The following is a 25,414-nucleotide window of genomic DNA, read 5'->3' on the forward strand; positions in this document are numbered from 1 at the left end:
GGGCCACCGCAGCTTACTCCGAGCCGGCCAACTGGCGCTGCCCGGCCATCAACATGGCGTCGCTGGACGCCTGGAACACGCGCAGCCCGAAGGCTGGCAGGATCGCCAGCAGGTGGTCGAAGATGTCCGACTGCACGGCCTCGTACTCGCCCCAGGCGGTGCTGCGGGTGAAGCAGTACAGCTCCAGCGGCAGGCCCTCGGTGGTCGGCTGCAGCTGCCGCACCAGCAGGGTCATGTCGGTATGGATGCCCGGATGGCTGCGCAGGTAGCGCTCCACATACGCGCGGAACGTGCCCAGGTTGGTCACCCGGCGGCTGTTGACCTCGGCCATGCCCTGCTCGCGCAGGCGCCCGTTCCACTGCCCCAGTTCCTGTTCCTTGTCGCGCAGGTAGTCGCGCAGCAGCGCGAACTGGCCGAGGAAGGCCAGGTCGCCCTCGTCCAGGAAGCCGACGCTGTGCTGGTCCAGGTACAGCGCGCGCTTGATCCGGCGGCCACCAGCTTCCTGCATGCCGCGCCAGTTCTTGAACGACTCGGTCACCAGCTTCTTGGTCGGGATGGTGGTGATGGTCTTGTCGAAGTTCTGCACGGTGATGGTGTGCAGCGCGATGTCGATGACGTCGCCGTCGGCGTTCTGGCTGGGCATCTCGATCCAGTCGCCGATGCGCACCCGGCCATCGCCGCTGATCTGCACGCTGGCCACCAGCGACAGGATGGTGTCCTGGAAGATCAGCATCAGCACCGCCGTGGCCGCGCCCAGGCCGGTGACCAGATAGCGCAGGTCGACGCCTGCCAGGGTGGCAATGATCGACAGGCCGGCGATCACGAAGAGGACGATCTTGGCGACCTGCAGGTAGCCCTTGATCGGCTTGTTGCGTGCCTCGGGGCGGCGCTCGTACAAATCGTTGGCCGCATCCAGCGCATGCGAGATGGCCAGCACCACGGTCAGGATCGCCCACGCCTGGCAGGCGCCGATGATGAAGCTGACCAGGCCCGGCGGCAGGTCCGGCACGATGCGGATGCCCGAGGCGATCACCTGGCTGGGCACCACGTTGGACAGGCGCGAGATCACCCGCATCAGATGGCTGCCGCGGCCGGTGTCAGCGCCGGGGAGGCGGCTGAGCAGGCGCCGCAGGCCACGCAGCAGGATGCGCTTGGTCACCCAGTTGGCCAGGCCGGCCGCGATCAGCAGCGCCGAGATCATCAACGCCAGGTAGGCGCCGGGATAGGGTTCCAGTGTGTTCTGCAGCCGTTCCAGCCACTGTACCGCCACCACCGCATCCACCATCGGTTGTCTCCTGTCTGTTTCGTTGTTGCCAAGGTTGCTGGCCAGCGGCCGGCACTACCGGGGTTTCCCGCCGTCAGCCGGATTTACCGGGTCAGTCCCGCGAGCGTTCGATGATCACGCCCACCGCGCGCGCGCCGCGCACCGCGCCCGGTTTGCTCAGCTTCAGGCGCAGCCACTTCACGTCGAATTCGTCCAGCACGATCTGCGCGCAGCGCTCTGCCAGCGTCTCGACCAGGCCGAACTCCGACTCGCGCACGAACTGCTCCAGGCGCTTGCTCACCGCCTTGTAGTTCAGGGTGTGGGCGATGTCATCGGTGGCTGCGGGGCGACGGTTGTCGAAACCCATTTCCAGGTCGAACACCAGGTCCTGGCGGATCCGTCGTTCCCAATCGTAGATACCGATCAGGGCGTCGATCGTCAGCCCTTCGATGAAAACCTTGTCCATTGCGCTTACCGGCACGAATACAGGCGGCCATGGTAACGGCACGGCGGTGAGCCTGCCCGGAACGGGCGGTGGGCCACCGGCGTGGGGCGGCCCGGAAAAAACAAAGGGCCCTGCTAGCGGGGCCCTTTGGTACTACCGTTTGTCCCCAGGGGGAGCTGGAATCCAGCCGCGAGTCCCGGTGGCGCAGGCACGCAGATTAGGCAAGGACCAGATCGCCGGTCAAGGCCAAATCCGACAGGACAGGTCAGGTATTCGTCCGAGGCAAAACGCAGAAAATCAGCCGCGCGGACAAGGACGTTCCCTGATGGTCGCCGCCGCCCACTCTCGCGAACATCGATCCCTGCTTCACCACCGCACATGACGATGGCTCCATACGATGTACTGCGGCGCGCGTTGTCAGCGGAGCGTCTGTCTACTTACGAGAGAATCGCATCGACCTGCGGCCCCGACGTCACAGCCGAATCCCTCTACCTCTGGAACATGCGGCTGTGCAGTGCACTGATGATGCCGGTCCATCTGTGCGAGGTAGTCACCCGCAACGCCGCGGCAATGGTTCTTGTTCGGCAGCACGGTCCACGTTGGCCCTGGAATGATGCCTTCAGACGCAGGCTGCCAACTTCGTCCAGTACTTCTCCACGCACGGCACTGGAACAACTTGCCAGTCGCGCAAGCGATACACCTGAAATCGTCGCCAACCTGCCTATGGTGTTCTGGCAGCAGCTATTCACATGTCGCTTCGATTCCACGCTGTGGATACCGGCACTCAGCGGAGTCCTGCGCCATGCGCCTTGCGCCCACCCCAGTGTCATCCGGAAAGCCATCCACGCGGATATTGGCCGCATCCGCCACCTGCGCAACCGCATCGCCCATCACGAGCCCATCCTCGAGCGCGACATCGGCGCCGACCTGGCTGCGATCGGGCGGCTGATCCATGCCCGCTGCCCACACACCCTGGGCTGGCTGCAGCGCCATGAGCGGGCGACAACCGTGCTGGCGGCGTCGCCGTTGGCAGTGCATCGGTAATGCGTCCGCCGGGCATGGCCCGATGCTATCGGTTCACACCGCCGGCAGGGTCGCCATGTCCCAGCGCGGGGTCACATCCACCTTCGGCGGGCTGTGCTGGCCAGCCTGCAGCCGCAGCGCGCCAGCGAAGGCGATCATCGCGCCGTTGTCGGTGCACAGTGCAGGCCGCGGGAAGCAGGCGCGGCCGCCGAGGCGCTCGGCCATCTGCTGCAGGCGGGCGCGCAGGCGCTTGTTGGCACCTACACCGCCGGCAACCACGATCACGTTCGTCCCGGCCGCTTCCAGCGCGCGCTCGCACTTGATCGACAGGGTCTCGACCACCGCGTCCTCAAAGCCCCGGGCAATATCGGCGCGGGTCTGCTCGCTCTGGTCGCTGTCGCGCCAGGCCATCAGGACCTGGGTCTTCAGGCCGGAGAAGCTGAAATCCAGCCCCGGGCGGTCGGTCATCGGCCGCGCGAAGCGGTACGCGCCCGGCGTGCCCTGCTCGGCCAGCCTGGCCAGCTGCGGGCCGCCCGGGTACGGCAGGCCCATCAGCTTGGCGGTCTTGTCGAAGGCCTCGCCAGCCGCATCGTCCAGGGTTTCGCCCAGCAGCCGGTACTGGCCGATCGCATCCACCGCCACCAGCTGGGTATGGCCACCGGACACCAGCAGCGCAACGAACGGGGCCTGCGGCGGGTCGTCTTCCATCAGCGGTGCCAGCAGGTGCCCTTCCATATGGTGTACGCCGACGGCCGGGACCTCCAGCGCCCAGGCCAGCGATCGGGCCACGCCGGCGCCGACCAGCAACGCGCCGACCAGACCGGGACCGGCCGTATAGGCGACGCCATCGATATCGCCTACACCCAGACCGGCGTCGGCCAGGGTCTGGCGTACCAGTGGCAGCAGCTTGCGGACGTGGTCGCGGCTGGCCAGTTCGGGCACCACGCCACCGTATTCGGCGTGCAGGGCGATCTGGCTGTAGACCGCATGGGCGCGCAGGGCCGCGCTGCCGGCCAGGTCGGTGTCATACACCGCCACGCCGGTCTCATCACAGGAAGATTCGATGCCAAGGACTCGCATGCCTGCTATTATGACGCCCCTGCCGCCCCCTCGGGGACGTGCAGATCTCACTGCTTTCGAACCGCCGGCCCGTATTCAGGGTTGGCCGCTTGCAGTTTGTCGATTCGCCGCTATAATGTGCGGCTCGCCGGGCGTGACCCGGTTCTACTGTGTCCCGGAGATTCCATGCCCAGCGTCAAAGTCCGCGAGAACGAGCCCTTCGAGTTTGCTCTTCGCCGCTTCAAGCGCACTTGCGAAAAGGCCGGTGTGCTGGCCGAAACCCGCAAGCGCGAGTTCTACGAAAAGCCGACCCAGGAGCGCAAGCGCAAGGCCGCCGCTGCTGTGAAGCGTCAGCTGCGCCGCTCGTCGCGCGACGTCACCAAGCGTCAGCGCCTGTACTGATCGGACGCATCTTCATTGCGGCGGGCCTGCCCGTTGCGATGGAGCCGAAGCCGGCACGCGCGAGCGTCGCCGGCTTTTTGCGTTTCCGGGTTCGGGCATCCGCCCCGCCCCACCTACCACCACGAGGTTCCTCATGAGCATGAAGCAGCAGCTCACCGAAGACATGAAGGCCGCCATGAAGGCGGGCGAGAAGCACAAGCTGGGCGTGATCCGCCTGATCAATGCCGCCATCAAGCAGCGCGAAGTGGACGAGCGCATCGAGCTGGACGACACCGCCGTGATCGCCGTGCTCGACAAGATGGTCAAGCAGCGCAAGGACTCGGTCAGCCAGTACGAAGCGGCCAACCGCGAAGACCTGGCCGACATCGAGCGCGCCGAGATCGTGGTCATCGAAGCCTATCTGCCGGCCAAGATGGGCGAAGCCGAGATCGTGGCCGCCATCCAGGCCGCCATCGCCGAGACCGGCGCCTCCGGCCCGGCCGACATGGGCAAGCTGATGGGCGCACTGAAGCCCAAGCTCGCTGGCCAGGCCGACATGGGCCTGGTGTCCAAGCTGGTCAAGCAGCAGCTGGCGTAATCCGGTACACGGAGTCGGATCCCTTTCGCAACGCGAAAGGGCTCTGACCCCATTGATGCACCCGCTTCACCGCACCTTCGTCGGTCGCCTGCTACAACCGCACCCATGGTTGAACCCGAGCCCAACGTTCCCGTGTCCCTGCACAAGTACCTCAAGCGCCTGCAGGACAGCTTTCCGATGGCGGTGGCCAAGCGCTTCATCGACGTCGACGTGCTGACCCAGGCAGCCTCCGTCTCGTTCTACGCCCTGCTGTCGATGGCACCGCTGCTGGTGCTGCTGCTGTGGTTGACCGCTTCGCTGTACCCGCCGGCACAGCAGGCGCTGGTCGACCAGATCAGCTCGGTGGCCGGCAGCAGTGCTGCGATCGTGGCCGAGACCGTCCTGAAGAACGCCGACAACCAGCCCGACGTCGGCTCGTTGGCAGGGCTGTGGAGCACGCTGCTGCTGTTCGTAGGCGCCACCGCCGTGTTCGCGCAGCTGCAGAACGCACTGAACCTCATCTTCCGCACCAGCGGCGAGCGCCTGGAGGGCCTCAAGGCCTGGCTGCGCAAGCGCGTGTTCTCGTTCGGCGTGGTGCTGGCCCTGGGCTTCCTGCTGATCCTGTCGATGACTGCCACCACGGTACTGCAGGTGGCCTTCGCGCAACTGCCCTCGATCCTCCCCGCGCTGGGTTACGTCACCAGCCTGCTGCTGTACGCGGTGGGGTTCGCTTTCATGTACCACTACCTGCCCGACCGCCGCGTGGCTTGGCGCCAGGCCTTCATCGGCGGTGCCATCACCTCGGCGTTGTTCGCACTGGGCCGCTACGGCATCGGCGTCTACATCGCCACCGTGGCCCCCGGCAGTGCCTACGGCTCGATGGGTGCGCTGGTGATCTCGCTGGTCTGGATCTACTACGCCACCGTCGTGTTCTTCGTTGGCGCCCTGATGACGGCGGTGATCGATGAGCGCCTGCGCGCGCGCCATCACCTGGCCGCAGCCGGCATCGATCCGGCAACCGCCAGCCAGGTGCCCGACAGGGGGTAAACTAGGCCGACCGCCCCCGGTTCCGTCGCGTGGTCCTGCACCGCGCCCTGCCCTGTTGCCCATGGCCCGTATCCCCGACGCTTTCATCGACGACCTGCTCGCCCGCACCGACATCGTCGAGGTGGTGGGCAGCCGCGTGCCGTTGAAGCGCCAGGGCAAGGAATACGCCGCACGCTGCCCGTTCCATGACGAGCGCTCGGCGTCGTTCACGGTCTCGCCCACCAAGCAGTTCTATCACTGCTTCGGCTGCGGCGCGCACGGCACCGCGATCAGCTTCCTGATGAACTACGACCGCCTCGAGTTCCTCGACGCGGTGGATGAGCTGGCCAAGCGTGCCGGCATGGAAGTACCGCGCAACGAAAACCCGCGCAGCCCCCAGCAGCAGGACGACAGCCGCGAGCTGTACTCGGCGCTGGACGCCGCCACCAGGTTCTTCCAGAAGAATCTGGAAGGCAGCGAGAAGGCACGCGCGTATCTGGAAAGCCGTGGCGTGGACGAAGCGAACCGCGCGCGCTTCCAGATCGGCTACGCACCGGATGGCTACAGCGGCCTGCGCGATGCGCTGGGCAAGGACGAGCGCCGCATGAAGCTGCTCGACCGCGCCGGCCTGTTCTCCAAGAACGATCGCGGCCACGTCTACGACAAGTTCCGCGACCGGGTGATGTTCCCGATCTTCGACCGTCGTGGCCGGGTGATCGCCTTCGGCGGGCGCGTGTTCGAGAAGGACGACGGCCCCAAGTACCTCAACTCGCCCGAAACCGCGCTCTTCCACAAGGGCCGCGAACTGTACGGCCTGTGGCAGGTGCGCCAGGCCAACCAGAAGATCGAGCGGTTGATCGTGGTGGAGGGCTACATGGACGTGGTCTCGCTGTTCCAGTTCGGGGTCACCCAGGCGGTGGCCACGCTGGGTACGGCGACCACGCCGGACCACGCCGAGCTGCTGTTCCGCAACGCACCGGACGTGTTCTTCTGCTTCGACGGCGACGCCGCCGGCCGCCGCGCCGGCTGGAAGGCCCTGGAGTCGGTGCTGCCGCGCATGAAGGATGGCCGCCAGGCCTTCTTCCTGTTCCTGCCCGATGGCGAGGATCCGGACACCATCGTGCGCAAGGAAGGCGCCGAGGCCTTCAACGAGCGCCTGAAGCAGGCCACGCCGCTGTCGCAGTTCTTCTTCGATGAACTGACCCGCGAGATCAACCTGGGCACGCTGGACGGCAGGGCGCGCCTGGCCGAACGCGCAAAGCCGATGCTGGCGCAGATTCCCGACGGTGCCTTCGGCGACCTGATGAAGCAGCAGCTGGCGCAGCTGACCGGCCTGGGCGGCACTGCCCAGGCCACGCGCGCGCCGATGCCGCAACGCCAGCCACAGCGGACGATCCAGCCGGTGGCCAGGCGCAGCCTGGTGCGCGGCGCGATCGCCGTGCTGCTGCAGCAGCCGTCGCTGGCGCTGACCCTGGGCGGAAAGCATCACTTCCAGGGCCTGCGACTGCCGGGCGTGGAGCTGCTGCTGGAACTGCTGGGGCTGGTCGAACAGCGCCCGGACATCAGCACCGGCGCCCTGCTGGAACACTTCGACGGCCGCGAGGAACAGGCGTCGCTGCACACCCTGGCGGCACAGACCCTGCCTGGCACCGAGGCCAGCTGGACCCAGGAACTGCACGACGCGGTGGCACAGCTGGAGAAACAGCTGCTGGTGCAACGTCTGGAGGAGTTGTTGGCAAAGCAGCGCCAGCAGGGCCTGGATGATACTGACAAATACGAACTGCGCGAGCTGCTGAAGGCCCGCGCCGGGCTGCGCCTGTAGCGGCAGAATGTTTTCACGGAGAGGACCATGCTGCTGCGCCTGACCTGCCTGCTGTTGTTGTCGCTCTGCCTGCCACTGGCGGCCCTGGCCGCAGATGGCCCGCTCAGGGAAGTCCGGCCGGGCCTGTATGCCGGCGGCCAGCCCTCCGCCGCACAACTGCGCGAACTTGCCGCGCAGGGCGTGCGCACCGTGATCGACCTGCGCCAGCCCGGCGAGGACCGGGGGTTCGACGAAACGCGCGTTGCCGAATCATTGGGCCTGCGCTACGTGCGCATTCCGGTGGCCGGTGCCGAGGGGCTCGATGCCGCCAACGTGCGCGCCGTGCACCAGGCCCTGCGGCAGAGCCAGGGGCCTGTGCTGCTGCACTGTACGTCCGGCAACCGCGCCGGCGCCGTGCTCGGCCTGGTCAACGCACGCTACGAACATGCCAGCCCCGAACAGGCCCTTCAGCTGGGCCAGCGTGCTGGCCTGACCTCGCTGGAAGCCGCCACCCGCCAACGCCTGGCCACGCCATCCATTTCGCCCTGACTCCACCGCACCAAGGACTCTGCCCACCATGACCCGCTGGTGGTCGCGCCTGCGACCGGACAACTTCACCCTCGCCCTGCTGTGCACCGTCGGTCTGGCCTCCCTGCTGCCGATGAAGGGCGCCGCCGCCATCGTCCTCGACGATGTCACCACGGTCGCCATCGCGGCATTGTTCTTCCTGCATGGCGCACGCCTGCCGCGCGAGTCGATCATCGGCGGCATGCTGCACTGGCGGCTGCACCTGACCATCCTGGCCTGCACCTTCCTCCTGTTCCCGCTGCTGGGGCTGATGTTCAAGCCGCTATCGGGCTGGCTGCTGACCCCGGAGCTGTACCTGGGCGTGCTGTTCCTGTGCACCCTGCCCTCCACCGTGCAGTCGTCCATCGCGTTCACCTCGATGGCGCATGGCAACGTGCCCGCAGCGGTGTGCAGTGCCTCGTTGTCGAGCATTCTCGGCGTATTCCTGACCCCGCTGCTGCTGACCGCGCTGGCCGGCACCTCCGGCGGCGTGCACGACCCGCTGCATGCGATCGGCGGCATCATGCTGCAGCTGCTGGTGCCGTTCGTGGCCGGCCACCTGCTGCGGCCGTGGATTGCCGGCTGGGTGGAGAAGCAGCGCGCGCTGCTGCGCTACACCGATCAGGGCACGATCCTGCTGGTGGTGTATTCGGCGTTCGGCGAAGCGGTGACCGAAGGGTTGTGGAGCAAGACGCCGCTGCTTTCGTTGCTGGCCGTGGCCGTGGTGGCTGCCGTGCTGCTCGGCATCGCCATGCCGCTGATCACCTTCATCGCCCGCCGCCTGCGCTTCAACCGCGAGGACGAGATCGCCATCGTGTTCTGCGGCTCGAAGAAAAGCCTGGCCACCGGCGTGCCGATTGCCAAGGTGCTGTTCGCCGGCGGCAGCCTCGGCGCCATCGTGCTGCCGGTGATGATCTACCACCAGATCCAGCTGATCGTCTGCGGCGTGATCGCGCAGCGGTACGCGCGACGCAAGCCCTGACCCGATGGGGAGAACATCCACGCATGGCGTGGATCTACTGCAGAGCCGAGCCCACGCTCGGCTGACACCTGTGATCCGGAGTAGATCCACGCCATGCGTGGATGGCTTGCCTGACGCTACGGATCCACCAGCGTCCCGACGCTCAGTTCCGGCATCCATACCCACAGGTCGTGCTGCCGGCCTGCATGGGCATCGACCCGAGGCCCACGGGCCACCCGTTCGGGCAATGACCGCGCCATGCAATGGTCCGCGCACGCCCACGCCTGGCCACGCAGTGCACCCAACCGCACGCTGTAGATATCCAGGTCCCGCAGCTGGGAGGCCATCGGCCGCCTCTGCATTTCCGGCGGCATACCTTCCGGCCGCCGCAGCATGGCGTGGACATTGCCAGTCAGCACCAGCATGCGTGCATTGTCTGGCAACCCTCGATAGAGCCGTCGCAACTCGGCTGCCATGAAGTCATCGCGCGCCTGGTTGCCGCCACTGCTGGCATTGACGTCATAGCCAACCACTTCGATCACGCGCCCCTGCGCCTTCAGCACACGCAGGCCTTCGATCATCGCCAGCATGTCACGGCTGCGGCGACCATCATGCTGGTCATCGCGCACGGTCCAGAACGCGCGGCCGCGCAGGTGCCGGCGCGCCGTGGCCCCGCCATCGGATTCCAGATAGCCGCGCAGCACAGGGTTCTCGGCGCGTGGCAGTTCCAGCGCCAGCAGGACCGGGCCGTTGCGGCTGTAGTCGTCCACCAGCTGGCGTACCAGCAATGGGGTCTCGCGGGTGCCGTGGAATTCGCCCAGTACCAGCAGGCGGTGCTCACCGGCATGCTGGCGGATCTGCGCGGCGGTGTCATCGGCATGCGCGGTGAGGGCCACACCCAGCGCCAGCAGCAGCGCAGCGGTCCAACGGAAGATCGAATGCATCCCTGCGCCTTCCTTTCCTTTGCGGTCAGGAACAGCAATGGCGACGCCGCTGGAAGAGATCAAGTGTAGAGCCGAGCCCACGCTCGGCTGCTCTTCCAACCACCCCTCAGCCGAGCATGAGCTCGGCTCTACAGGTGGCGCTTTACAACCAGGGCAGGATCCAGTGGTCCACCAGCAGGAAGGCGAACAGCGCCATCAGGTAGACGATGGAGTAATAGAACATCTTCATCGAGAACAATTCGTCCGGCGGGTTGAGCATGCGCCAGGCGTACCAGAGGAACACGGCGTTGAGCACGATCGCGCCGCCCAGGTAGAACGCACCGCTCATGCCCACCAGGTACGGCAGCAGGCAGACCAGCGCCAGCACCACCGAATACACCATGATCTGCTTGCGGGTGTGCGCCACGCCGTGGGTCACTGGCAGCATCGGGATCTCCGCCTTCGCGTAGTCCTCGCGGCGGAAGATCGCCAGCGCCCAGAAGTGCGGCGGGGTCCAGATGAAGATGATCAGCACCAGCAGCGACGAGTACGCCCAGTCCGACGAGCCCTGCATGCCGGTCACCGCCGCCCAGCCCAGCATCGGCGGCATCGCGCCGGCCAGGCCACCGATGACGATGTTCTGCGAGGTCGCACGCTTGAGGTACACGGTGTAGATCACCGCGTAGCCGATCAGCGAGGCGAAGGTCAGCACGGCGGTGATCAGGTTCACCCACAGCACCAGGATGGTCATCGACAGCACGATCAGCACGCCGGCAAACACCAGCACCTGCCATGGCTTGACCTTGCCCACCACCAGCGGACGCCACGAGGTGCGCGCCATCTGCGCATCGATGTGCGCGTCCAGCAGCTGGTTGATGGCGGCTGCGGCCGAGGCCGCCAGCCAGATGCCGACGAAACCGAGCACGCCGGCGCGCACCTGCTCCCAGCTGGGCACGCCCGGGATTGCCAGGACCATGCCGACCAGGGCGGTGAAGACGATCAGGGCAACGACCTTGGGCTTGGTCAGGTCCCAGTACTGGCGGTAATTGGAAAACATGGAGTCAGTCCGGGGCGCGCAGGCGGGCCAGCAGGCTGACCAGCACGAACAACAGGGCAACGGCCACGCCGTTGTGGGCCACGGCCACTTCCAGTGGCAGCGCCAGCTTCACATTGAGGATGCCGAGCGTGACCTGCAGCACCAGCAGCGCGATCAGCGCGCTGGCCCAGCCGCGCATGCTCGGCAAACGGAACAGGCGCACGCCCAGCCACAGCAGGTAGACGGCCACCACCACGGCGAACAGGCGATGGGCCATCTGGATGGCGATACGCGAGGCTCCATCGAGCACGCCGCCTTCGTAATCCACGCCGATGCCACGCCACAGCGTGAAGCCTTCGACGAAGTTGTGCTGCGGCCACCACTGGTTGGCACAGCGCGGGAAGTTGTCCAGCGATGCACTGCCGCCGCCGCAGGCCAGCGCCGCGTAGTTGGCACTGACCCAGCCGCCGAGTGCGATCTGGGTGACCAGCACCGCCAGGCCGATGCGCAGCAGCCACTTCAGCTTCGGTGCCTCGGCCAGAGTGATCGGCATGTGCGTCGCACGCCAGGCCATCCAGGCCAGCAGCGCGAACATCAGCATGCCGCCCAGCAGATGGCCCATCACCACGATGGGCTTGAGCAGCAGGGTCACCGTCCACATGCCCAGCAGGGCCTGGAAGATCACCACCGCCAGGGTCAGCAGTGCAGCGCGTGCCAGGTCGATGTTGCTCCAGCGCAGCGCGGCGATCAGCAGGATCGCCTCGCCGACCAGAGCCAAGGTACTGGCGGTGCCATGCCAGCCCATCATGTACAGCGGTATGCCGGCGGCCACCAGCACGCAGGCGGTCACCACCGCCGTGCTTCCGAATCGCCGCTTGCGCGTGGCCAGCAGCGCCAGGGTCAGGATCTCGATGCCCAGTGCGCCGGCCAGGAACCGGTGCACCTGTTCACGCCAGGCCTTGTGGGTCTCCAGCGGGCGGATCTCCGCCGCCGGGTGGCCGATGGTCTCTTCCACGTGCTGCGGCCAGGTGGCCTGGCCATAGCAGGTCGGCCAGTCCGGGCAGCTCAGGCCGGCATCGGACAGGCGCACGAAGGCGCCGAACATGATCGTGCTCGCCGTCATGATCATGGCGAACCACGCCAGGCGGTGGAAATTGCGGTGCAGCGCCGGACGCGCGGAAAGGCTCATCAAACGGGACTCACTTCAGTTTCAGCAACGTGGCCATGTCCTTGCGCAGGCCGCCCAGATCACTACCGGGGGCATGGCGCATGATCACGAAGCCGTTCGGATCGATCACGTAGACCGGCGGTCCAGCCGGATCATCGACGCCGGGCAGCGCCGCGCGCAGGGCTGGCGACGGAGCCAGCGGCCGCAGCGCGGGCAGCGAGGCGATCGACGCCGGTGGCGTTCCCAGCCACAGGATCTCGACATTATCGGCGTTATGGCCGAACAGCTGCCACACCTTGCCCAGTCCCTGCGACAAAGTGACGCACGGCGCGTCGCAGGCGCCGGACGGTGCCACCAGCAGGCGCCAGGTACGGGCTTCGGGGTTCCACGGGTAGGGCTGGCCGTTGGCCAGGGTTGGTGCCTGCTGGCGCAGGTCCACGGGCGGCTTCAGCAGTTGGCCGGCATTGCGGTGCCCGGTGGGCTGCCAGCCAGAGAAGCGCAGCACGGCGGCCAGCGCCATCGCCCCGAAGAACACGGCAAACAGCAGCACCAGGGTCCGGCGGCCGGAGCCGCGCGCCTGCGGGGACGTAGCAGTGTTCATGCGGGGCATTTTCTCATGGTTGGGTGAGGGATGCGGGCGGCACTACCGGGCAGCACGGCGCCTGCGCCACTCCAGTACCAGCGCGACCACCAGCACGGTCAGGGCCAGGCCGAACCACTGCACGGCGTAGCCCAGGTGGCGTTGCGGCGGCAGCGTGTTCGGCAGCAGGTCCAGGTCGCGTTCTTCGCCGAAGGGCAGCGCCGGGTCCAGCCGCAGGACGCGATCGGGCAATGCCGGCAGGCCAAGCGCCGCCGCCAGGCCCTCGGCGGGCAAGCGGCTGGCCAGCCAACGCCCGGCCTCATCGGTAGCGGAGAACGCCGGGCCCAAGGCCAGTCCCGCCGACGGTGGCGGCGCGAGCAGCCCGCGCACGGCCACCGGCGAAGGCGGCGACGGCACCTCCGGAAGCGTGCGATCCGGCGGCAGCGCGCGCCAGCCCAGATCGACCAGCAGCACGCTGCCCTCGTCACTGCGGAAGGGGCGATAGATCTTCACGCCGGCGCGGCCATGCCGGATCTGGTTGTCCAGCAGCACCACGCCGGGCAGGAAGCGGCCATGGTCGGCCACGCCATGCAACGCGCCCGGTGCGGCCAGCGCCTGGGCCAGCGACAGCGTCTGAGCCACGGCTGGACCCTGTGCATCCAACATTGCCTGTTTGGCATGCATGCGCTGCAGCTGCCACAGCCCCAATGCGGTGAAACCGGCCATGGCCAGCACGGCCAGCAGCCATCCGAGCACGCGCGTGTGCTGGCGCATCATGACAAGTCCGCGCAAACGCGGTCAGATAGGCACATCCACCCTGCCCTCGAGCCGCGCATGAGTGATTCGCTGAAGACCCTGCTGGTAATCGCGTTTCTGATCGTCATCGTCTGGAATCTGGGCGCCGGCCTGTACTACCTGCTGGTCGACCGCGGGCAGACCAAGCGCACCGTCAACGCACTGACACGTCGCATCGCGGTGTCGGTGGCGTTGATCGTACTGGTGATCGTGAGCATCTACATGCGCTGGATCAAGCCGCACGGCGTCGGCGGCTGAGGCCACCGATGCGTGCGCGGTCAAAGCACGTAGACGAACAGGAACAGCATCAGCCACACCACGTCGACGAAGTGCCAGTACCACGCGGCGGCTTCGAAACCGAAATGGTTGTCGCGGGTGAAGTGTCCCTTGGCCGAACGCAGCCACATCACGATCAGCATGATCGTGCCCAGCAGCACGTGCGCGCCGTGGAAGCCGGTCAGCATGAAAAAGGTTGAACCGTAGATGCCCGAGCCGAGCGTCAGGTTCAGTTCCTTGTAGGCGTGGATGTACTCCTCCGCCTGCAGGGTCAGGAAGCCCAGGCCAAGCACCACGGTCAGGCCCAGCCAGATCAGCAGCTGGCGGCGGTTGCCGGCCTTCAGCGCGTGGTGGGCGATGGTCAAGGTCACGCCGGAGGTCAGCAGGATCAGCGTATTGATCAGCGGCAGGCCCCACGCCGGGATGGTCTGGAAGGCACCACCGATCGCCGCCGGGCCGTTGGTCGGCCATCCGGCGGAGTAGCCCTGCCAGAGCAGCTCGTTGGTCATCACCCCGCGGCCTTCGCCACTGAGCCACGACAGGCCCAGGTTGCGGGTGTAGAACAGCGCGCCGAAGAAGGCGCCGAAGAACATCACTTCGGAGAAGATGAACCAGATCATCCCCATCCGGAACGAGCCATCGACCTGCTGGTTGTAGTTGCCGGCCTGCGATTCGCGCACCACGTCGCTGAACCACCAGAACAACGTCAGCACCAGCATCGCGATACCGATGTAGAACGTCCAGCGCCCCCAGCTGGCATCGTTGAGCCAGCTGGCTACGCCCACCATGGTCACCATCATCGCGATGGACCCCACGAAGGGCCATTTGCTCTGGGCCGGGACGAAGTACACGTTGGCGTCGGTCGGTGTCTGGGCCATGTCGGTATCCGGGTCAGGGTGCGGCGTGCGCGCCGTCCGAGGTGGCGGCCGGGGCCAGCCGATCGGACAACGCGTCGTTGCGGTAGAAGGTGTAGGACAAGGTGATCGTCTTGATTTCCGGCGGCAGGTCCGGATCGACGATGAAGCGCACCGGCATGTCGCGCTTCTCGCCGGCCTGCAGCGTCTGCGCGGTGAAACAGAAGCACTCGGTCTTGCTGAAGAAGCCCGACGCGCGTGCCGGTGCCACCGAAGGCACCGCGCTGCCAACGACTGCCTGCTGGCTGTCGTTGCGGGCGAAGTACAGCGCCTCGTTGAGTTCGCCGGGCACCACATCCATGGTCAGCTGTTCGGGATGGAACGACCACGGCAGGCGCGAATTGACGCCGCCATCGAATTCCACGCGCACGGTGCGCTTGCCGGCCGCCGCGCCTGCACTGGCTTCGCCACCGGGGCCGCGTTCCAGGCGCACACCGAACACCTTCTCGCAGGCAATGCGGTACAGCGGCACCAGCGAGAAGGTCAGCAGGAACACCGCCACCGCCACGCCGATCAGGCGCGGCAGCCCGGCACTGCGAGACGGTGTGCTGGCTGGCGCCTCGCTCATCGGCCGATCACCCCGCTGAGGATGAAGCCGACGTAGACCAGCACCGCGATGGCGCCGACCCACATCGCCGTGCGCCTGGCGCGCTGGCGCTGCTGTTCGATGCCGTTTTCCGGGGCGTCGCCCGGGCTGTTGTAGAGCCGAGCCATGCTCGGCTGCTCCACGCCAGCCGAGCATGACTCGGCTCTACAGGTCTGCAGTGGGCTCTCGTTATGCATGCCCCACCTCAATGCGTGATGTCGTCATGCGCCAGATCCCCCGGGCGGATGGTCGGCGGCGTGGTGAAGGTGTGCGCCGGTGCCGGCGACGGCAGCGTCCACTCCAGCCCGCGTGCACCTTCCCAGCTGCGTGCTTCGGCCTTCTCACCGTTGCGCAGCGACGACAGCAGGATCGCGGCCATCATGAACGGGGTGACGAACATGCCGAACGCACCGATCGAGCTGATCAGGTTCCAGTCGGCAAACGCCACGCTGTAGTCGGGAATGCGGCGCGGCATGCCGGCCAGGCCGAGGAAATGCTGCGGGAAGAACAACAGGTTGACGAATACGATCGACCACCAGAAGTGCACCTTGGCCCACTTCTCGCTGTACATCCGCCCGGTCCACTTCGGCCACCAGTAGTACACCGCGGCGATCAGCGCGAACACCGCACCGGTCACCAGCACGTAGTGGAAGTGGGCGACCACGAAGTAGGTGTCGTGGTACTGGAAGTCGGCGGCGACGATCGCCAGCATCAGGCCGGAGAAGCCACCGATGGTGAACAGGATGACGAAGGCCACCGACCACAGCATCGGTGCCTCGAACGTCAGCGAGCCACGCCACATGGTGCTGACCCAGTTGAACACCTTCACGCCGGTCGGGATCGAGATCAGCATGGTGGCGAACATGAAGTAGATCTCGCCGCCCAGCGGCATGCCCACGGTGAACATGTGGTGGGCCCAGACGATGAACGACAGGAACGCGATCGCGGCGGTGGCGTACACCATCGCCTGGTAGCCGAAGAGCGGCTTGCGGCTGAAGGTCGGGATGATCTCGCTGACCACGCCGAAGGCGGGCAGGATCATGATGTAGACCTCGGGATGGCCGAAGAACCAGAAGATGTGCTGGTACATCACCGGGTCACCGCCACCGGCGGCATTGAAGAAGCTGGTGCCGAAGAACTTGTCGGTCAGCAGCATGGTCACCGCACCGGCCAGCACCGGCATCACCGCGATCAGCAGGAAGGCGGTGATCAGCCAGGCCCAGCAGAAGATCGGCATCTTCAGCAGGTCGATGCCCGGCGCGCGCATGTTCAGCACAGTGGCGATGATGTTGATCGCACCCATGATCGAACTGATGCCGGCCACGTGGATGGCGAACACGCTGAAGGCCACGTTGTAGCCGCCCTGCAGCGACAGCGGCGGATACAGCGTCCAGCCACCCGCCGGCGCACCACCGGGTAGGAACAGGGTCAGCAGCAGCAGGCTGAAAGCCACCGGCAGCAACCAGAACGACCAGTTGTTCATGCGCGGCAGCGCCATGTCCGGCGCGCCGATCTGCAGCGGGATCATCCAGTTGGCCAGGCCGACGAAGGCCGGCATCACGCCACCGAAGATCATCACCAGCGCATGCACGGTGGTCATCTGGTTGAAGAACTCGGGCTTGACGAACTGCAGGCCCGGCTGCGCCAGCTCGGCGCGGATCACCACGCTCATCGCCGCGCCGATGATGAACATGATGAAGCTGAAACCGAGGTACAGCGTGCCGATGTCCTTGTGGTTGGTCGAGAAGAACCAACGCTCGAAGAAGCTCTGGTGGTGATGGTGATCGTCGTGCCCAACTGCCGAGTGCGCCATTGCAAAACACCTCTCAGAATCGGTTGTCACCACGGCCGCGAGCGGCCGCGGGCTTTACATCACGCTCCGCTGGCCTCGCTGGCAGGCGCGCTGCCCGCTTCGGCAGCAGCAGGCGCAGCCGGTGCCTCGCCCGCCGGTGCAGCCGGTTCGGCAGGTGCCGCAGGCGTGGCGGGCTCGGCGGGCGGCGCCGGCTTGCGCTGCGCCAGCCACTTCCTGAAGTCCTCCTTGGGCACCGCCTCGACCACGATCGGCATGAAGCCATGGTCTTTGCCGCACAGCTCGGCGCACTGGCCGCGGTAGACACCGGGCTGCTCGATGCGGGTCCAGGCTTCGTTGATGAAGCCGGGGATGGCGTCCTGCTTCCAGCCCAGCGCCGGCACCCACCAGGCGTGGATCACATCATCGGAAGTGATGACGAACCGCACCTTGGTATCGACCGGCAGCACCAGGCGGTTGTCGACATCCAGCAGGTAGTGCGGATGGCTTTCGCGGGTCGGCACGATGCCACTCTGCCGCACGCGGTCGGACTCGCGGTCCAGGCGGCTGGTGAAGGTGACGTTCTCGCCAAGGTATTCGTATTTCCACATCCACTGGTAGCCGGTGACCTTCACCGTCATCTCGGCATCGCGGGTATCGTACATCTTGATCAGGTTGGCGGTGGCCGGCCAGGCCATCACGATCAGGATGATCACCGGGATCACCGTCCAGATTACTTCGGCCTTGGTGTTATGGCTGAAGGTGGCGGCGACCGCGCCCTTGGATTTGCGGAACTTGAAGATGGCGTAGGCCATCGCGCCGAACACGATGACGCCGATCACCGTGCAGATGATCAACGAAAGGTTGTTCGATTCCCAGGCCAGGCGCGAGGTCTGGGTCACCCCCTTGCCCATGTTCAGCTGCCACGGCTTGGGATCGGCCGCCTGGGCCCAGGCCAACGCCGGCATCAGTCCCCCGGTCGCCAGCACTGCGGCAACCGCGTTCACGCACTTCGTGCCCCACCTGCTGCTTTGCTTCATTGCCTAGACCCTTAGCGTCGTCGGTTGCCGCCATCGCTGGCGGCGAGCAAGCTTTCAAGTGTCTCTGCAAGCGTCTGACGTTCGGCCGGCGCGAGGAAACTCCCCACCTCCACCTGCCGGCCGCTGGATGCCAGCCGGACCCTCTCATCGTCGGTGAGCAGGCGCACCCAATGCGGGTGGGCCCGGAACACCGGCGATCCACCGGGTACGGGAATGACCTCCACGTACGCCGGCACTACCCGGATCTCCTCCTGCCGTTCACCGCTGCGCCACAAGGCACGCAGCGCCGCCGCCAGCACCAGGCTGTACAGCAGCGCGAACAGGGGGGCGAATGCATTGCCGGCCCACCACCCGAGGGCGGACACCAGCCACATCGCACCCGACAACACGGTGAACAACAGGACGAACTGCCGGGCATCGAGCGCCCGTGGGGGACGCAGCCGCAGCTGCGTACCTGACCCATCCGGAGCTGGAAGCACCTCGATCATGTCGCAACCGCGTTCCTGCCGCGGGAAACGTCTCGATGGTAGCCCCGCCCTCTCGCCGGTAGCAAGGGTGCATTCACACATTTTCCGATGCTGCAACACAGCATGCGGTCGGCGGCGCGAATGACGAATTCAGCACAAATATTGCCGAGCTTGCTGAACACGCTGAATGCACCGCAGCTAGGGACTATCAGCGCGTCGTGAAGGTGTCTCCGCGGCACTTCCGATGGGCTCAAAAATGATTAAAATCGCCAAGTTTTCCACTGGCCGGACCGGCATGAACGCACCTTCCTCCTCCCCTGCCGCCCACGACGCTCCGCGTCCCGGCGCGCTGCTGTCGCCGGAACTGCCGGCGCCCCCCAACCCGTTCCGCCAGGCCATCACCGATGCCTGGTTGAAGGACGAGGCGAGCCACGTGCGTGAACTGCTGGCGCAGGCCCGCCTGCCCGCCGACGAGCAGGCCCGGGTGCAGGCACTGGCCGCCGACCTGGTCGGCCGCGTGCGCGTGCGCGCCAAGGACCAGGGCGCCATCGAAGCCTTCATGCGCCAGTACGACCTGGGCAGCGAGGAAGGCGTGCTGCTGATGTGCGTGGCCGAGGCACTGCTGCGTATTCCGGACCAGGACACCGCCGACAAGCTGATCCGCGACAAGCTGGCCGATGCCGACTGGGAAAAGCACCTGGGCGGCAGCGACTCGGTGCTGGTCAACGCCTCCACCTGGGGCCTGATGCTGACCGGCAAGCTGGTGCAGATGAACGACGCCACCCGCGCCGATGCCCCCAGCGCGTTCAAGCGCCTGGTCGGCCGCGTCGGTGAGCCGGTGGTGCGCCTGGCCGTGCGCCAGGCCATGAAGATCATGGGCCACCAGTTCGTCATGGGCCGCACCATCAGCGAAGCGCTGGCGCGCTCGCACAAGGGCGACAACGCCAGCTACCGCTACTCGTTCGACATGCTCGGCGAAGGCGCGCTGACCATGAAGGACGCGCTGCGCTACCTGGAAGACTACCGTCGTGCGATCCACGCCATCGGCGGCGATCACAAGGCCCGCGGTGGCCGTCCGGACGGCGACGTCAACAACGCGCCGGGCATCTCGATCAAGCTGTCGGCGCTGTACCCGCGCTACGAGCACGCCAAGCGCGAGCGCGTGCTGAAGGACCTGGTGCCGGGCGTGCTGGAACTGGCACAGCTGGCCAAGAGCTACGGCATCGGCTGCACCGTCGACGCCGAAGAGTCCGACCGCCTGGAACTGTCGCTGGACATCATCGAGCAGGTGTTCTCCGACGCCTCGCTGGCTGGCTGGGATGGCTTCGGCGTGGTCGTGCAGGCCTACCAGAAGCGCACGCCGTACACGATCGACCACCTGGCCGACATGGCACGCCGTGCCGGTCGCCGCCTGCAGGTGCGCCTGGTCAAGGGCGCCTACTGGGATGCCGAGATCAAGCGCGCGCAGATCGAAGGCTACCCGGGCTACCCGGTGTTCACCCGCAAGCAGAACACCGATGTGTCCTACCTGGCCTGCGCCAAGCGGCTGTTCACCCATGCGGACGCGATCTACCCGATGTTCGCCACGCACAACGCGCACACCATCGCGGCCGTGCGCAGCATCGCCAACGGCGGCGTGTACGAGCACCAGAAGCTGCACGGCATGGGCGACGACCTGTACGCCGAAGTGGTGCCGGCCGACCGCTTGAACCTGCCCTGCCGCGTGTACGCCCCGGTCGGTTCGCACGAAGACCTGCTGCCGTACCTGGTGCGCCGCCTGCTGGAAAACGGTGCCAACTCCAGCTTCGTCAACCGCATCACCGACGAGCGCGTGCCGATCGCCGACCTGATCCGCGATCCGGTCGAGATGGTCGCCTCGTTCGAATCGATTCCGCATCCCAAGATCCCGCTGCCGGTTGACCTGCTGCGCAGCCAGAACCACGACAGGAAGAACTCCATGGGCGCCAACCTCGCCAACGACAACGAACTGCGCGCCCTGGCCGAGCAGCTCAACGCCGCCGTGAAGCCGTGGCAGGCCTCGCCGCTGGTACCGGGTGCCAACCCGGCCGGCGCCGCGCTGCCGGTGACCAACCCGGCCGACACCCGCGAAGTGGTCGGCCAGTGGCTGGCCGCCGATGCCGCCACCGTGCAGAAGGCCCTGGCCAACGCCGTGGCCGCACAACCGGCCTGGAACCGCACCCCGGCCGCCAGCCGCGCCGCCATCCTCGAACACGCCGCTGACCAGCTGGAAGCGCGCATGCCGGAGTTCATGGCGCTGTGCGTGAAGGAAGCCGGCAAGAGCCTGCCCGACAGCATCGCCGAAGTGCGCGAAGCCGTGGATTTCCTGCGCTACTACGCCAAGCAGGCGCGCGAGCAGTTCAGCCACGCCGAGAAGCTGCCCAGCCCGACCGGTGAATCCAACGAGCTGCAGCTGCACGGCCGCGGCGTGTTCGTCTGCATCAGCCCGTGGAACTTCCCGCTGGCGATCTTCCTGGGCCAGGTCGCCGCCGCACTGGCCGCCGGCAACAGCGTCATCGCCAAGCCGGCCGAGCAGACCAACCTGATCGGCTACTACGCGGTGAAGCTGCTGCACGATGCCGGCGTGCCGGCCGAGGTGGTGCAGTTCCTGCCGGGCGACGGCGCCACCGTGGGTGCAGCGCTGACCGCCGACCCGCGCGTGGCCGGCGTGGCCTTCACCGGCTCCACCGAGACCGCCCGTGCGATCAACCGTGCGATGGCCGCGCGTGACGCCGCCATCGGTGTGCTGATCGCCGAGACCGGCGGCCAGAACGCCTTCATCGCCGATTCGTCGGCGCTGCCGGAACAGCTGGTCAAGGACGCGATCGGTTCGGCCTTCACCTCCGCCGGCCAGCGCTGCTCGGCCGCGCGCGTGCTGTTCGTGCAGGACGACATCGCTGACAAGGTGATGACCATGCTGGCCGGTGCGATGAAGGAGCTGAAGGTCGGCAACCCCGGCCTGCTGTCCACCGACGTCGGCCCGGTGATCGACGCCGATGCGCTGAAGATCCTGCAGGATCACGCTGAGCGCATGGACCGCGAAGCGCGCCTGATCGCCGCCGCCGAGCTGTCCGCCGAAACGGCGCACGGCACCTTCTTCGCGCCGCGCGCATACGAACTGAAGGACCTGGGCCAGCTGCAGAAGGAAGTCTTCGGTCCGGTCCTGCACGTGATCCGCTGGAAGGGCGACCAGCTCGACGCGGTGATCGACCAGATCAACGCTACCGGCTACGGCCTGACCCTGGGCGTGCATTCGCGCATCGACGAAACCGTTGACCGCATCAGCAATGGCGTCCACGTCGGCAACGTGTACGTCAACCGCAACCAGATCGGTGCAGTGGTCGGCGTGCAGCCGTTCGGCGGCCAGGGCCTGTCCGGCACCGGCCCGAAGGCCGGCGGCCCGCACTACCTGCTGCGCTTTGCCACCGAAAAGACGGTGACGGTGAACACCACCGCCGCCGGCGGCAACGCCTCGCTGCTGACCCTGGGCGACTGATCGCCTGCTTGGTGCGGTAAACAAGAAACCCCGCGAATGCGGGGTTTCTTGTGTTTTGCTTCCTGTAGCGCCGGGCCCATGCTCGGCTTTTCCGGCGCAGCCGAGCGTGGGCTCGGCTCTACAGGAATTCAGGTGCCGTCGTGGCCTCGGCCCGCATCAGATTGCGCCAGTGCCCGAGAGCAACAAGTGCATTGACCCAGAAACCGATGTACAGGATCGAGGTCAGGTGCAGGCCACGGCTGTAGTACAGCGGCACTGCAACGGTGTTTACCAGCAGCCAGACCCACCACGACTCCAGCTTGCGCCGCATCATCAGGATCTGCGCGATCACGCTCAGCACCAGTACCGCCGAATCGATGTACGGCGCATAGGCATTGGTCAGTCGGGTCAGCATCCAGCCGTAGCCGAAGGTGGCCACTACCGCCAGCGGCGCCAGCCAGGCCCAGGCACGCGGCCGCAATGAAGTAATCGGCAACGGCGCACCATGATCGCCGCGCAGCCACTGCCACCAGCCCAGCACGCTGATCGCGATGAAGAAGAACTGCAGCACCATGTCCGCGTACAGGTGCGAGCGTTCGAACACGGCAGCAAACAATGCACAGCCGACGATGCCCAGCCACCAGGTGTGCACGTTGTTGCGGCCGGCCAGCAGGATCGAGCCGGCGACGGCGATGTTGGCGGCCAGCTCCAGCTGGAAGCTCGGGTCGGACAGGTTCATCGCACCATTGTCGCGTAGATCCGCGCCCTGCGTCGTCGGACCAGCAGATCCATGCCATGCGTGGATACCCTCCGCAAAAAGAAAGCCCCGCTTGCGCGGGGCTCTCCTCGTACTGCTTCAGGCAATCGCCCGAATCAGAACTTGTACTGCATCGACGCCGCCAGCACGTCGCCGCTCACCTTGTACTTGCCGGTCACGGTGTTGGCAGTGGCCGAGGTCGAGGTGATGTTCGGATCCTTGGTGAACAGGTGGGTGTAACCCACGCTGTATTCCATCTTGTCCGAAGCGGCGTAGGTCAGGCCCAGCGACAGCCACTTGCGGGTGGTGTCCGGCACGCGCACGTCACGGTGGGCGTCGGTGGTCGGGGTCTGGTCGTAGGCCAGGCCGCCACGCAGGGTCAGCTTGTCGTTCACGCGGAAATCGGTACCGATCGACGCGAAGGTGGTGTCGCGGTAGTGGAACGGCAGCACGCTGTCCGGCTGGTTGGAGTCATAGTCGACGGTGACCTGGTCGAACTTGCTCCACGCCGTGCGCGTGACCTCGGCCATGATCTGCCACTGGTCGTTCACGCGGTGGGTGAAGCCCACGGTGGCGCTGGCCGGCAGGGTGATGGTGGCGCGGCCGTTGCTGTCGATGAAGGTACCCGGGGCGGCAGTGGCCAGGAAGGCGGCAGCGTTCTGCGGGATGGTGAAGTCGGCCTTGCCGTCGGTGATCTTGTGCTCGACCTTCGAGCGGTAGCTGAAGGCGATGTTGGTGCCTTCCACCGGGGTGACCGTCATGCCCAGGGTGTAGCCGACCGACACTTCGTCGCCCTTGATGCGCAGGTAGCCATCGGCGGTGCCCGGCGAGAAGCCGAGCTGGGCGGCCTGGCGTGCAGCCGCCTGCGACGCCGCCGCAGCCTGGGCCGGGGTGCCGCCTGCAGCCAGCACACGCGCCGCCGCGGTGCGCTGGGCGGTGGCGTTGATCGCGGTGCCGGTGTCGACAGCGCTGGTCAGGTCGACGTTCAGGCGCTCGGCGAACACCGAAGCACCGAACGACAGGTACGGGTTGACGTCATAGGAGAACGCCACGCCCAGGTCGATCGCCTGCAGCTCGGTCTTGACGCCATTGTAGCGGCCGACCCAGTCGCGGTCGTATTCGGTCTTGAAGCCGAACGGCACGGTCAGCGAAGCACCGAAGTGCATGTTGTCGTTCTCGCCGAACGGCACGTGGAAGTACGCGGCCGGAACCGGGGCGATCATGCCGGCGTCGCCGCCGTTGCCACCGGAAATCGGCGCGCCGTTGCCGTACTGGCCCTGGCCGCGGAACTTGGCGCCGAAGCTGATGGCGCTGACGTCGCCCTGGACCAGGGTGCCGTCGAGCAGGCGCATGGAGGCCGGGTTGGTGGCGATGACCGAGGCGTCACCTTCGGTCGAGGTGGAGCCGGCGAACGCGCGGCCCAGGCCCTTGGCGCTGTTTTCCTTCAGCTGGAAGGCGGCAGCATTGGCATCGGCGGCGGCCAGCGCACCGGCAACGCCGACGGCCAGCAGGGTCAGTCGGGCAATGGTGGAAGCGGTTTGCATCGTAGTTCTCTCTCTCCGGTAAGCGGTGATGGTGCTCTGAGTGCGCCTGCGCCCGCCAGGTCCTGGGACCCATCGGAGCGCGCCGGATTCCCCTCCCGACATACGACGCCGTATGCGAGTATTACCCAGAGCCGTTAATGAAACAATAACGGTGCGGTCGGTTTTCTCGTCTCGAAAGCTGAACAGGACAATCCCCGCCGCAAGCGCCCGCACGCTAGGCTAGTGCCATGTTCGTCTCCCTCCCGTCCCGCAAGAAGGCGGCCCTGCGCTGGGCCACGCCCGTGCTGTTTGCGGCACTGTGGTTGGCGTTCCTGTGGTCGATCTCGCGGCCGGACGATGCCCGCGGCAGCCTCTGGCTGGACTGGGGCGCCCTGTCCACCGGCCTGACCCACCCGCTGGACTGGTGGGCGACCCTGCAGGACGGCAGCGTGCTGCGCCTGTTCACCGCCCTGTTCCTGCACGCGGACTGGTCGCACCTGCTGGGCAATCTGGTGTTCCTGCTGATCTTCGGCCTGCCCGCCGAACGGGTGCTGGGCCCGTGGCGCCTGCTGCTGCTGTTCCTGGTCGGCGGCGCAGTGTCGAACCTGGTGGCGATCTACACCATGGGCAGCCCGGACCAGATCATCATCGGCGCCAGTGGCGCGGTGTCGGCCCTGATCGGTGCGTATCTGGCCCTGTTCCCTGGCGCACGGCTGGGCGTGGTGATCCCGCTCGGCCTGTTCCTGGAGTTCGTGCGCGCGCCGGCCTATCTGTTGATCGGCGTCTGGGCGGCACTGCAGGTGGTGTTCGCCCACATCGGCCCAAGCTTCGGCATGGTGGCCTGGTGGGCGCACATCGGTGGCTTCGTGTTCGGCGTCGTGTACGGGGTCTACGTGCGGGCTGCGATCGCGCGCCGACTGCGCAAGCGCCACGGCTTCTGACGCCGGGTAGTGCCGGCCGCTG

Annotated in this window: 26 protein-coding genes; 10 read left to right on the forward strand and 16 right to left on the reverse strand. The window is 66.7% G+C overall.

Going from position 1 to position 25,414, the window contains the following annotated elements:
• Nucleotides 1-13: 13 nt before the first annotated feature.
• Both R5H29_RS18620 and folB read right to left on the reverse strand, forming a co-directional pair.
• Entirely contained in the window at nucleotides 14-1,285 is a 1,272-nt protein-coding gene (locus tag R5H29_RS18620) for a mechanosensitive ion channel domain-containing protein (RefSeq protein WP_332329599.1), read from the reverse strand.
• A 91-nt stretch (nucleotides 1,286-1,376) separates the two neighbouring features.
• The gene (gene folB, locus R5H29_RS18625; protein ID WP_005415016.1) at nucleotides 1,377-1,730 is read right to left on the reverse strand and encodes a dihydroneopterin aldolase; all 354 of its coding nucleotides are present in this window, start codon (nucleotides 1,728-1,730) and stop codon (nucleotides 1,377-1,379) included.
• Between the two features lie 357 nt (nucleotides 1,731-2,087).
• On the opposite strand from folB, the gene R5H29_RS18630 reads away from it, so the two are divergent.
• Entirely contained in the window at nucleotides 2,088-2,753 is a 666-nt protein-coding gene (locus R5H29_RS18630) for a hypothetical protein (protein ID WP_021202940.1), read from the forward strand.
• Nucleotides 2,754-2,786: 33 nt separating this feature from the next.
• On the opposite strand, the gene tsaD is transcribed toward R5H29_RS18630, so the two are convergent.
• Entirely contained in the window at nucleotides 2,787-3,812 is a 1,026-nt protein-coding gene (tsaD, locus tag R5H29_RS18635) for a tRNA (adenosine(37)-N6)-threonylcarbamoyltransferase complex transferase subunit TsaD (protein ID WP_058981476.1), read from the reverse strand.
• Nucleotides 3,813-3,977: 165 nt separating this feature from the next.
• Here tsaD and rpsU point away from each other — a divergent pair, with 165 nt between their 5' ends.
• The 6 genes from rpsU (at nucleotide 3,978) to R5H29_RS18665 (ending at nucleotide 9,125) form a co-directional block, all read left to right on the forward strand.
• Nucleotides 3,978-4,193 (forward strand): 30S ribosomal protein S21, encoded by a 216-nt coding sequence (gene rpsU / locus R5H29_RS18640; protein WP_002808376.1) that lies wholly within the window; start codon nucleotides 3,978-3,980, stop codon nucleotides 4,191-4,193.
• A gap of 133 nt (nucleotides 4,194-4,326) precedes the next feature.
• Nucleotides 4,327-4,770, forward strand: a complete 444-nt coding sequence (locus R5H29_RS18645; RefSeq protein WP_332329600.1) for a GatB/YqeY domain-containing protein — start codon at nucleotides 4,327-4,329, stop codon at nucleotides 4,768-4,770.
• A 105-nt stretch (nucleotides 4,771-4,875) separates the two neighbouring features.
• The gene (locus R5H29_RS18650) at nucleotides 4,876-5,796 is read left to right on the forward strand and encodes a YihY/virulence factor BrkB family protein (protein ID WP_164144983.1); all 921 of its coding nucleotides are present in this window, start codon (nucleotides 4,876-4,878) and stop codon (nucleotides 5,794-5,796) included.
• Nucleotides 5,797-5,857: 61 nt separating this feature from the next.
• Nucleotides 5,858-7,597, forward strand: a complete 1,740-nt coding sequence (dnaG, locus tag R5H29_RS18655) for a DNA primase (protein ID WP_227844353.1) — start codon at nucleotides 5,858-5,860, stop codon at nucleotides 7,595-7,597.
• 27 nt (nucleotides 7,598-7,624) lie between these two features.
• A complete protein-coding gene (locus R5H29_RS18660; protein WP_134735027.1) occupies nucleotides 7,625-8,125 on the forward strand; it encodes a fused DSP-PTPase phosphatase/NAD kinase-like protein in 501 nt (166 codons plus the stop codon).
• 28 nt (nucleotides 8,126-8,153) lie between these two features.
• Nucleotides 8,154-9,125: a bile acid:sodium symporter family protein gene (locus tag R5H29_RS18665; RefSeq protein WP_049453414.1), complete on the forward strand. Its 972-nt coding sequence runs from the start codon at nucleotides 8,154-8,156 to the stop codon at nucleotides 9,123-9,125.
• Nucleotides 9,126-9,241: 116 nt separating this feature from the next.
• Here the strand turns inward: R5H29_RS18665 and R5H29_RS18670 are convergent, their stop codons facing one another.
• The 5 genes from R5H29_RS18670 to R5H29_RS18690 all read right to left on the reverse strand — a co-directional run bounded on the left by R5H29_RS18670 (nucleotide 9,242) and on the right by R5H29_RS18690 (nucleotide 13,588).
• The gene (locus R5H29_RS18670; protein WP_164144981.1) at nucleotides 9,242-10,048 is read right to left on the reverse strand and encodes a calcium-binding protein; all 807 of its coding nucleotides are present in this window, start codon (nucleotides 10,046-10,048) and stop codon (nucleotides 9,242-9,244) included.
• A gap of 142 nt (nucleotides 10,049-10,190) precedes the next feature.
• Nucleotides 10,191-11,084 (reverse strand): heme o synthase, encoded by an 894-nt coding sequence (cyoE, locus tag R5H29_RS18675; protein WP_332329601.1) that lies wholly within the window; start codon nucleotides 11,082-11,084, stop codon nucleotides 10,191-10,193.
• A gap of 4 nt (nucleotides 11,085-11,088) precedes the next feature.
• Complete coding sequence (locus R5H29_RS18680; protein ID WP_164144979.1) at nucleotides 11,089-12,252, reverse strand: heme A synthase; 1,164 nt, start codon at nucleotides 12,250-12,252, stop codon at nucleotides 11,089-11,091.
• 10 nt (nucleotides 12,253-12,262) lie between these two features.
• A complete protein-coding gene (locus R5H29_RS18685; protein WP_134735030.1) occupies nucleotides 12,263-12,832 on the reverse strand; it encodes a hypothetical protein in 570 nt (189 codons plus the stop codon).
• Between the two features lie 42 nt (nucleotides 12,833-12,874).
• On the reverse strand, nucleotides 12,875-13,588 hold the full coding sequence (locus R5H29_RS18690) for an SURF1 family protein (protein WP_332329602.1): 714 nt from the start codon (nucleotides 13,586-13,588) through the stop codon (nucleotides 12,875-12,877).
• Between the two features lie 57 nt (nucleotides 13,589-13,645).
• Between R5H29_RS18690 and R5H29_RS18695 the strand changes: the two genes are divergently transcribed.
• Nucleotides 13,646-13,864 (forward strand): twin transmembrane helix small protein, encoded by a 219-nt coding sequence (locus R5H29_RS18695; protein WP_332329603.1) that lies wholly within the window; start codon nucleotides 13,646-13,648, stop codon nucleotides 13,862-13,864.
• A gap of 20 nt (nucleotides 13,865-13,884) precedes the next feature.
• On the opposite strand, the gene R5H29_RS18700 is transcribed toward R5H29_RS18695, so the two are convergent.
• From R5H29_RS18700 to R5H29_RS18725, 6 genes are read right to left on the reverse strand one after another with little or no spacing between them, the layout of a single operon-like run.
• Nucleotides 13,885-14,760: a cytochrome c oxidase subunit 3 gene (locus R5H29_RS18700; protein ID WP_251103143.1), complete on the reverse strand. Its 876-nt coding sequence runs from the start codon at nucleotides 14,758-14,760 to the stop codon at nucleotides 13,885-13,887.
• 13 nt (nucleotides 14,761-14,773) lie between these two features.
• Nucleotides 14,774-15,364 (reverse strand): cytochrome c oxidase assembly protein, encoded by a 591-nt coding sequence (locus R5H29_RS18705; RefSeq protein WP_164144976.1) that lies wholly within the window; start codon nucleotides 15,362-15,364, stop codon nucleotides 14,774-14,776.
• Nucleotides 15,361-15,579, reverse strand: a complete 219-nt coding sequence (locus R5H29_RS18710; protein WP_031269936.1) for a hypothetical protein — start codon at nucleotides 15,577-15,579, stop codon at nucleotides 15,361-15,363. Before R5H29_RS18710 ends, R5H29_RS18705 begins: the two co-directional genes overlap by 4 nt.
• Nucleotides 15,580-15,587: 8 nt before the next feature.
• Complete coding sequence (gene ctaD, locus R5H29_RS18715) at nucleotides 15,588-17,195, reverse strand: cytochrome c oxidase subunit I (RefSeq protein ID WP_005407790.1); 1,608 nt, start codon at nucleotides 17,193-17,195, stop codon at nucleotides 15,588-15,590.
• A 59-nt stretch (nucleotides 17,196-17,254) separates the two neighbouring features.
• Nucleotides 17,255-18,211, reverse strand: coding sequence for a cytochrome c oxidase subunit II (gene coxB, locus R5H29_RS18720; RefSeq protein WP_332329604.1), 957 nt, complete (start codon nucleotides 18,209-18,211; stop codon nucleotides 17,255-17,257).
• 11 nt (nucleotides 18,212-18,222) lie between these two features.
• Entirely contained in the window at nucleotides 18,223-18,699 is a 477-nt protein-coding gene (locus R5H29_RS18725) for a DUF2244 domain-containing protein (RefSeq protein ID WP_021202927.1), read from the reverse strand.
• Nucleotides 18,700-18,973: 274 nt separating this feature from the next.
• Here R5H29_RS18725 and putA point away from each other — a divergent pair, with 274 nt between their 5' ends.
• Nucleotides 18,974-22,192, forward strand: a complete 3,219-nt coding sequence (gene putA / locus R5H29_RS18730; RefSeq protein WP_332329605.1) for a bifunctional proline dehydrogenase/L-glutamate gamma-semialdehyde dehydrogenase PutA — start codon at nucleotides 18,974-18,976, stop codon at nucleotides 22,190-22,192.
• Between the two features lie 118 nt (nucleotides 22,193-22,310).
• Here putA and pnuC read toward each other — a convergent pair whose 3' ends face one another.
• Complete coding sequence (pnuC, locus tag R5H29_RS18735) at nucleotides 22,311-22,910, reverse strand: nicotinamide riboside transporter PnuC (protein ID WP_019662228.1); 600 nt, start codon at nucleotides 22,908-22,910, stop codon at nucleotides 22,311-22,313.
• 134 nt (nucleotides 22,911-23,044) lie between these two features.
• On the reverse strand, nucleotides 23,045-24,472 hold the full coding sequence (locus R5H29_RS18740) for an outer membrane protein transport protein (RefSeq protein WP_134735033.1): 1,428 nt from the start codon (nucleotides 24,470-24,472) through the stop codon (nucleotides 23,045-23,047).
• 227 nt (nucleotides 24,473-24,699) lie between these two features.
• On the opposite strand from R5H29_RS18740, the gene R5H29_RS18745 reads away from it, so the two are divergent.
• Complete coding sequence (locus R5H29_RS18745; RefSeq protein WP_019662230.1) at nucleotides 24,700-25,392, forward strand: rhomboid family intramembrane serine protease; 693 nt, start codon at nucleotides 24,700-24,702, stop codon at nucleotides 25,390-25,392.
• Nucleotides 25,393-25,414 lie beyond the last annotated feature (22 nt).

This window comes from Stenotrophomonas sp. A3_2, assembly GCF_036624925.1.
GTDB lineage: Bacteria > Pseudomonadota > Gammaproteobacteria > Xanthomonadales > Xanthomonadaceae > Stenotrophomonas > Stenotrophomonas hibiscicola.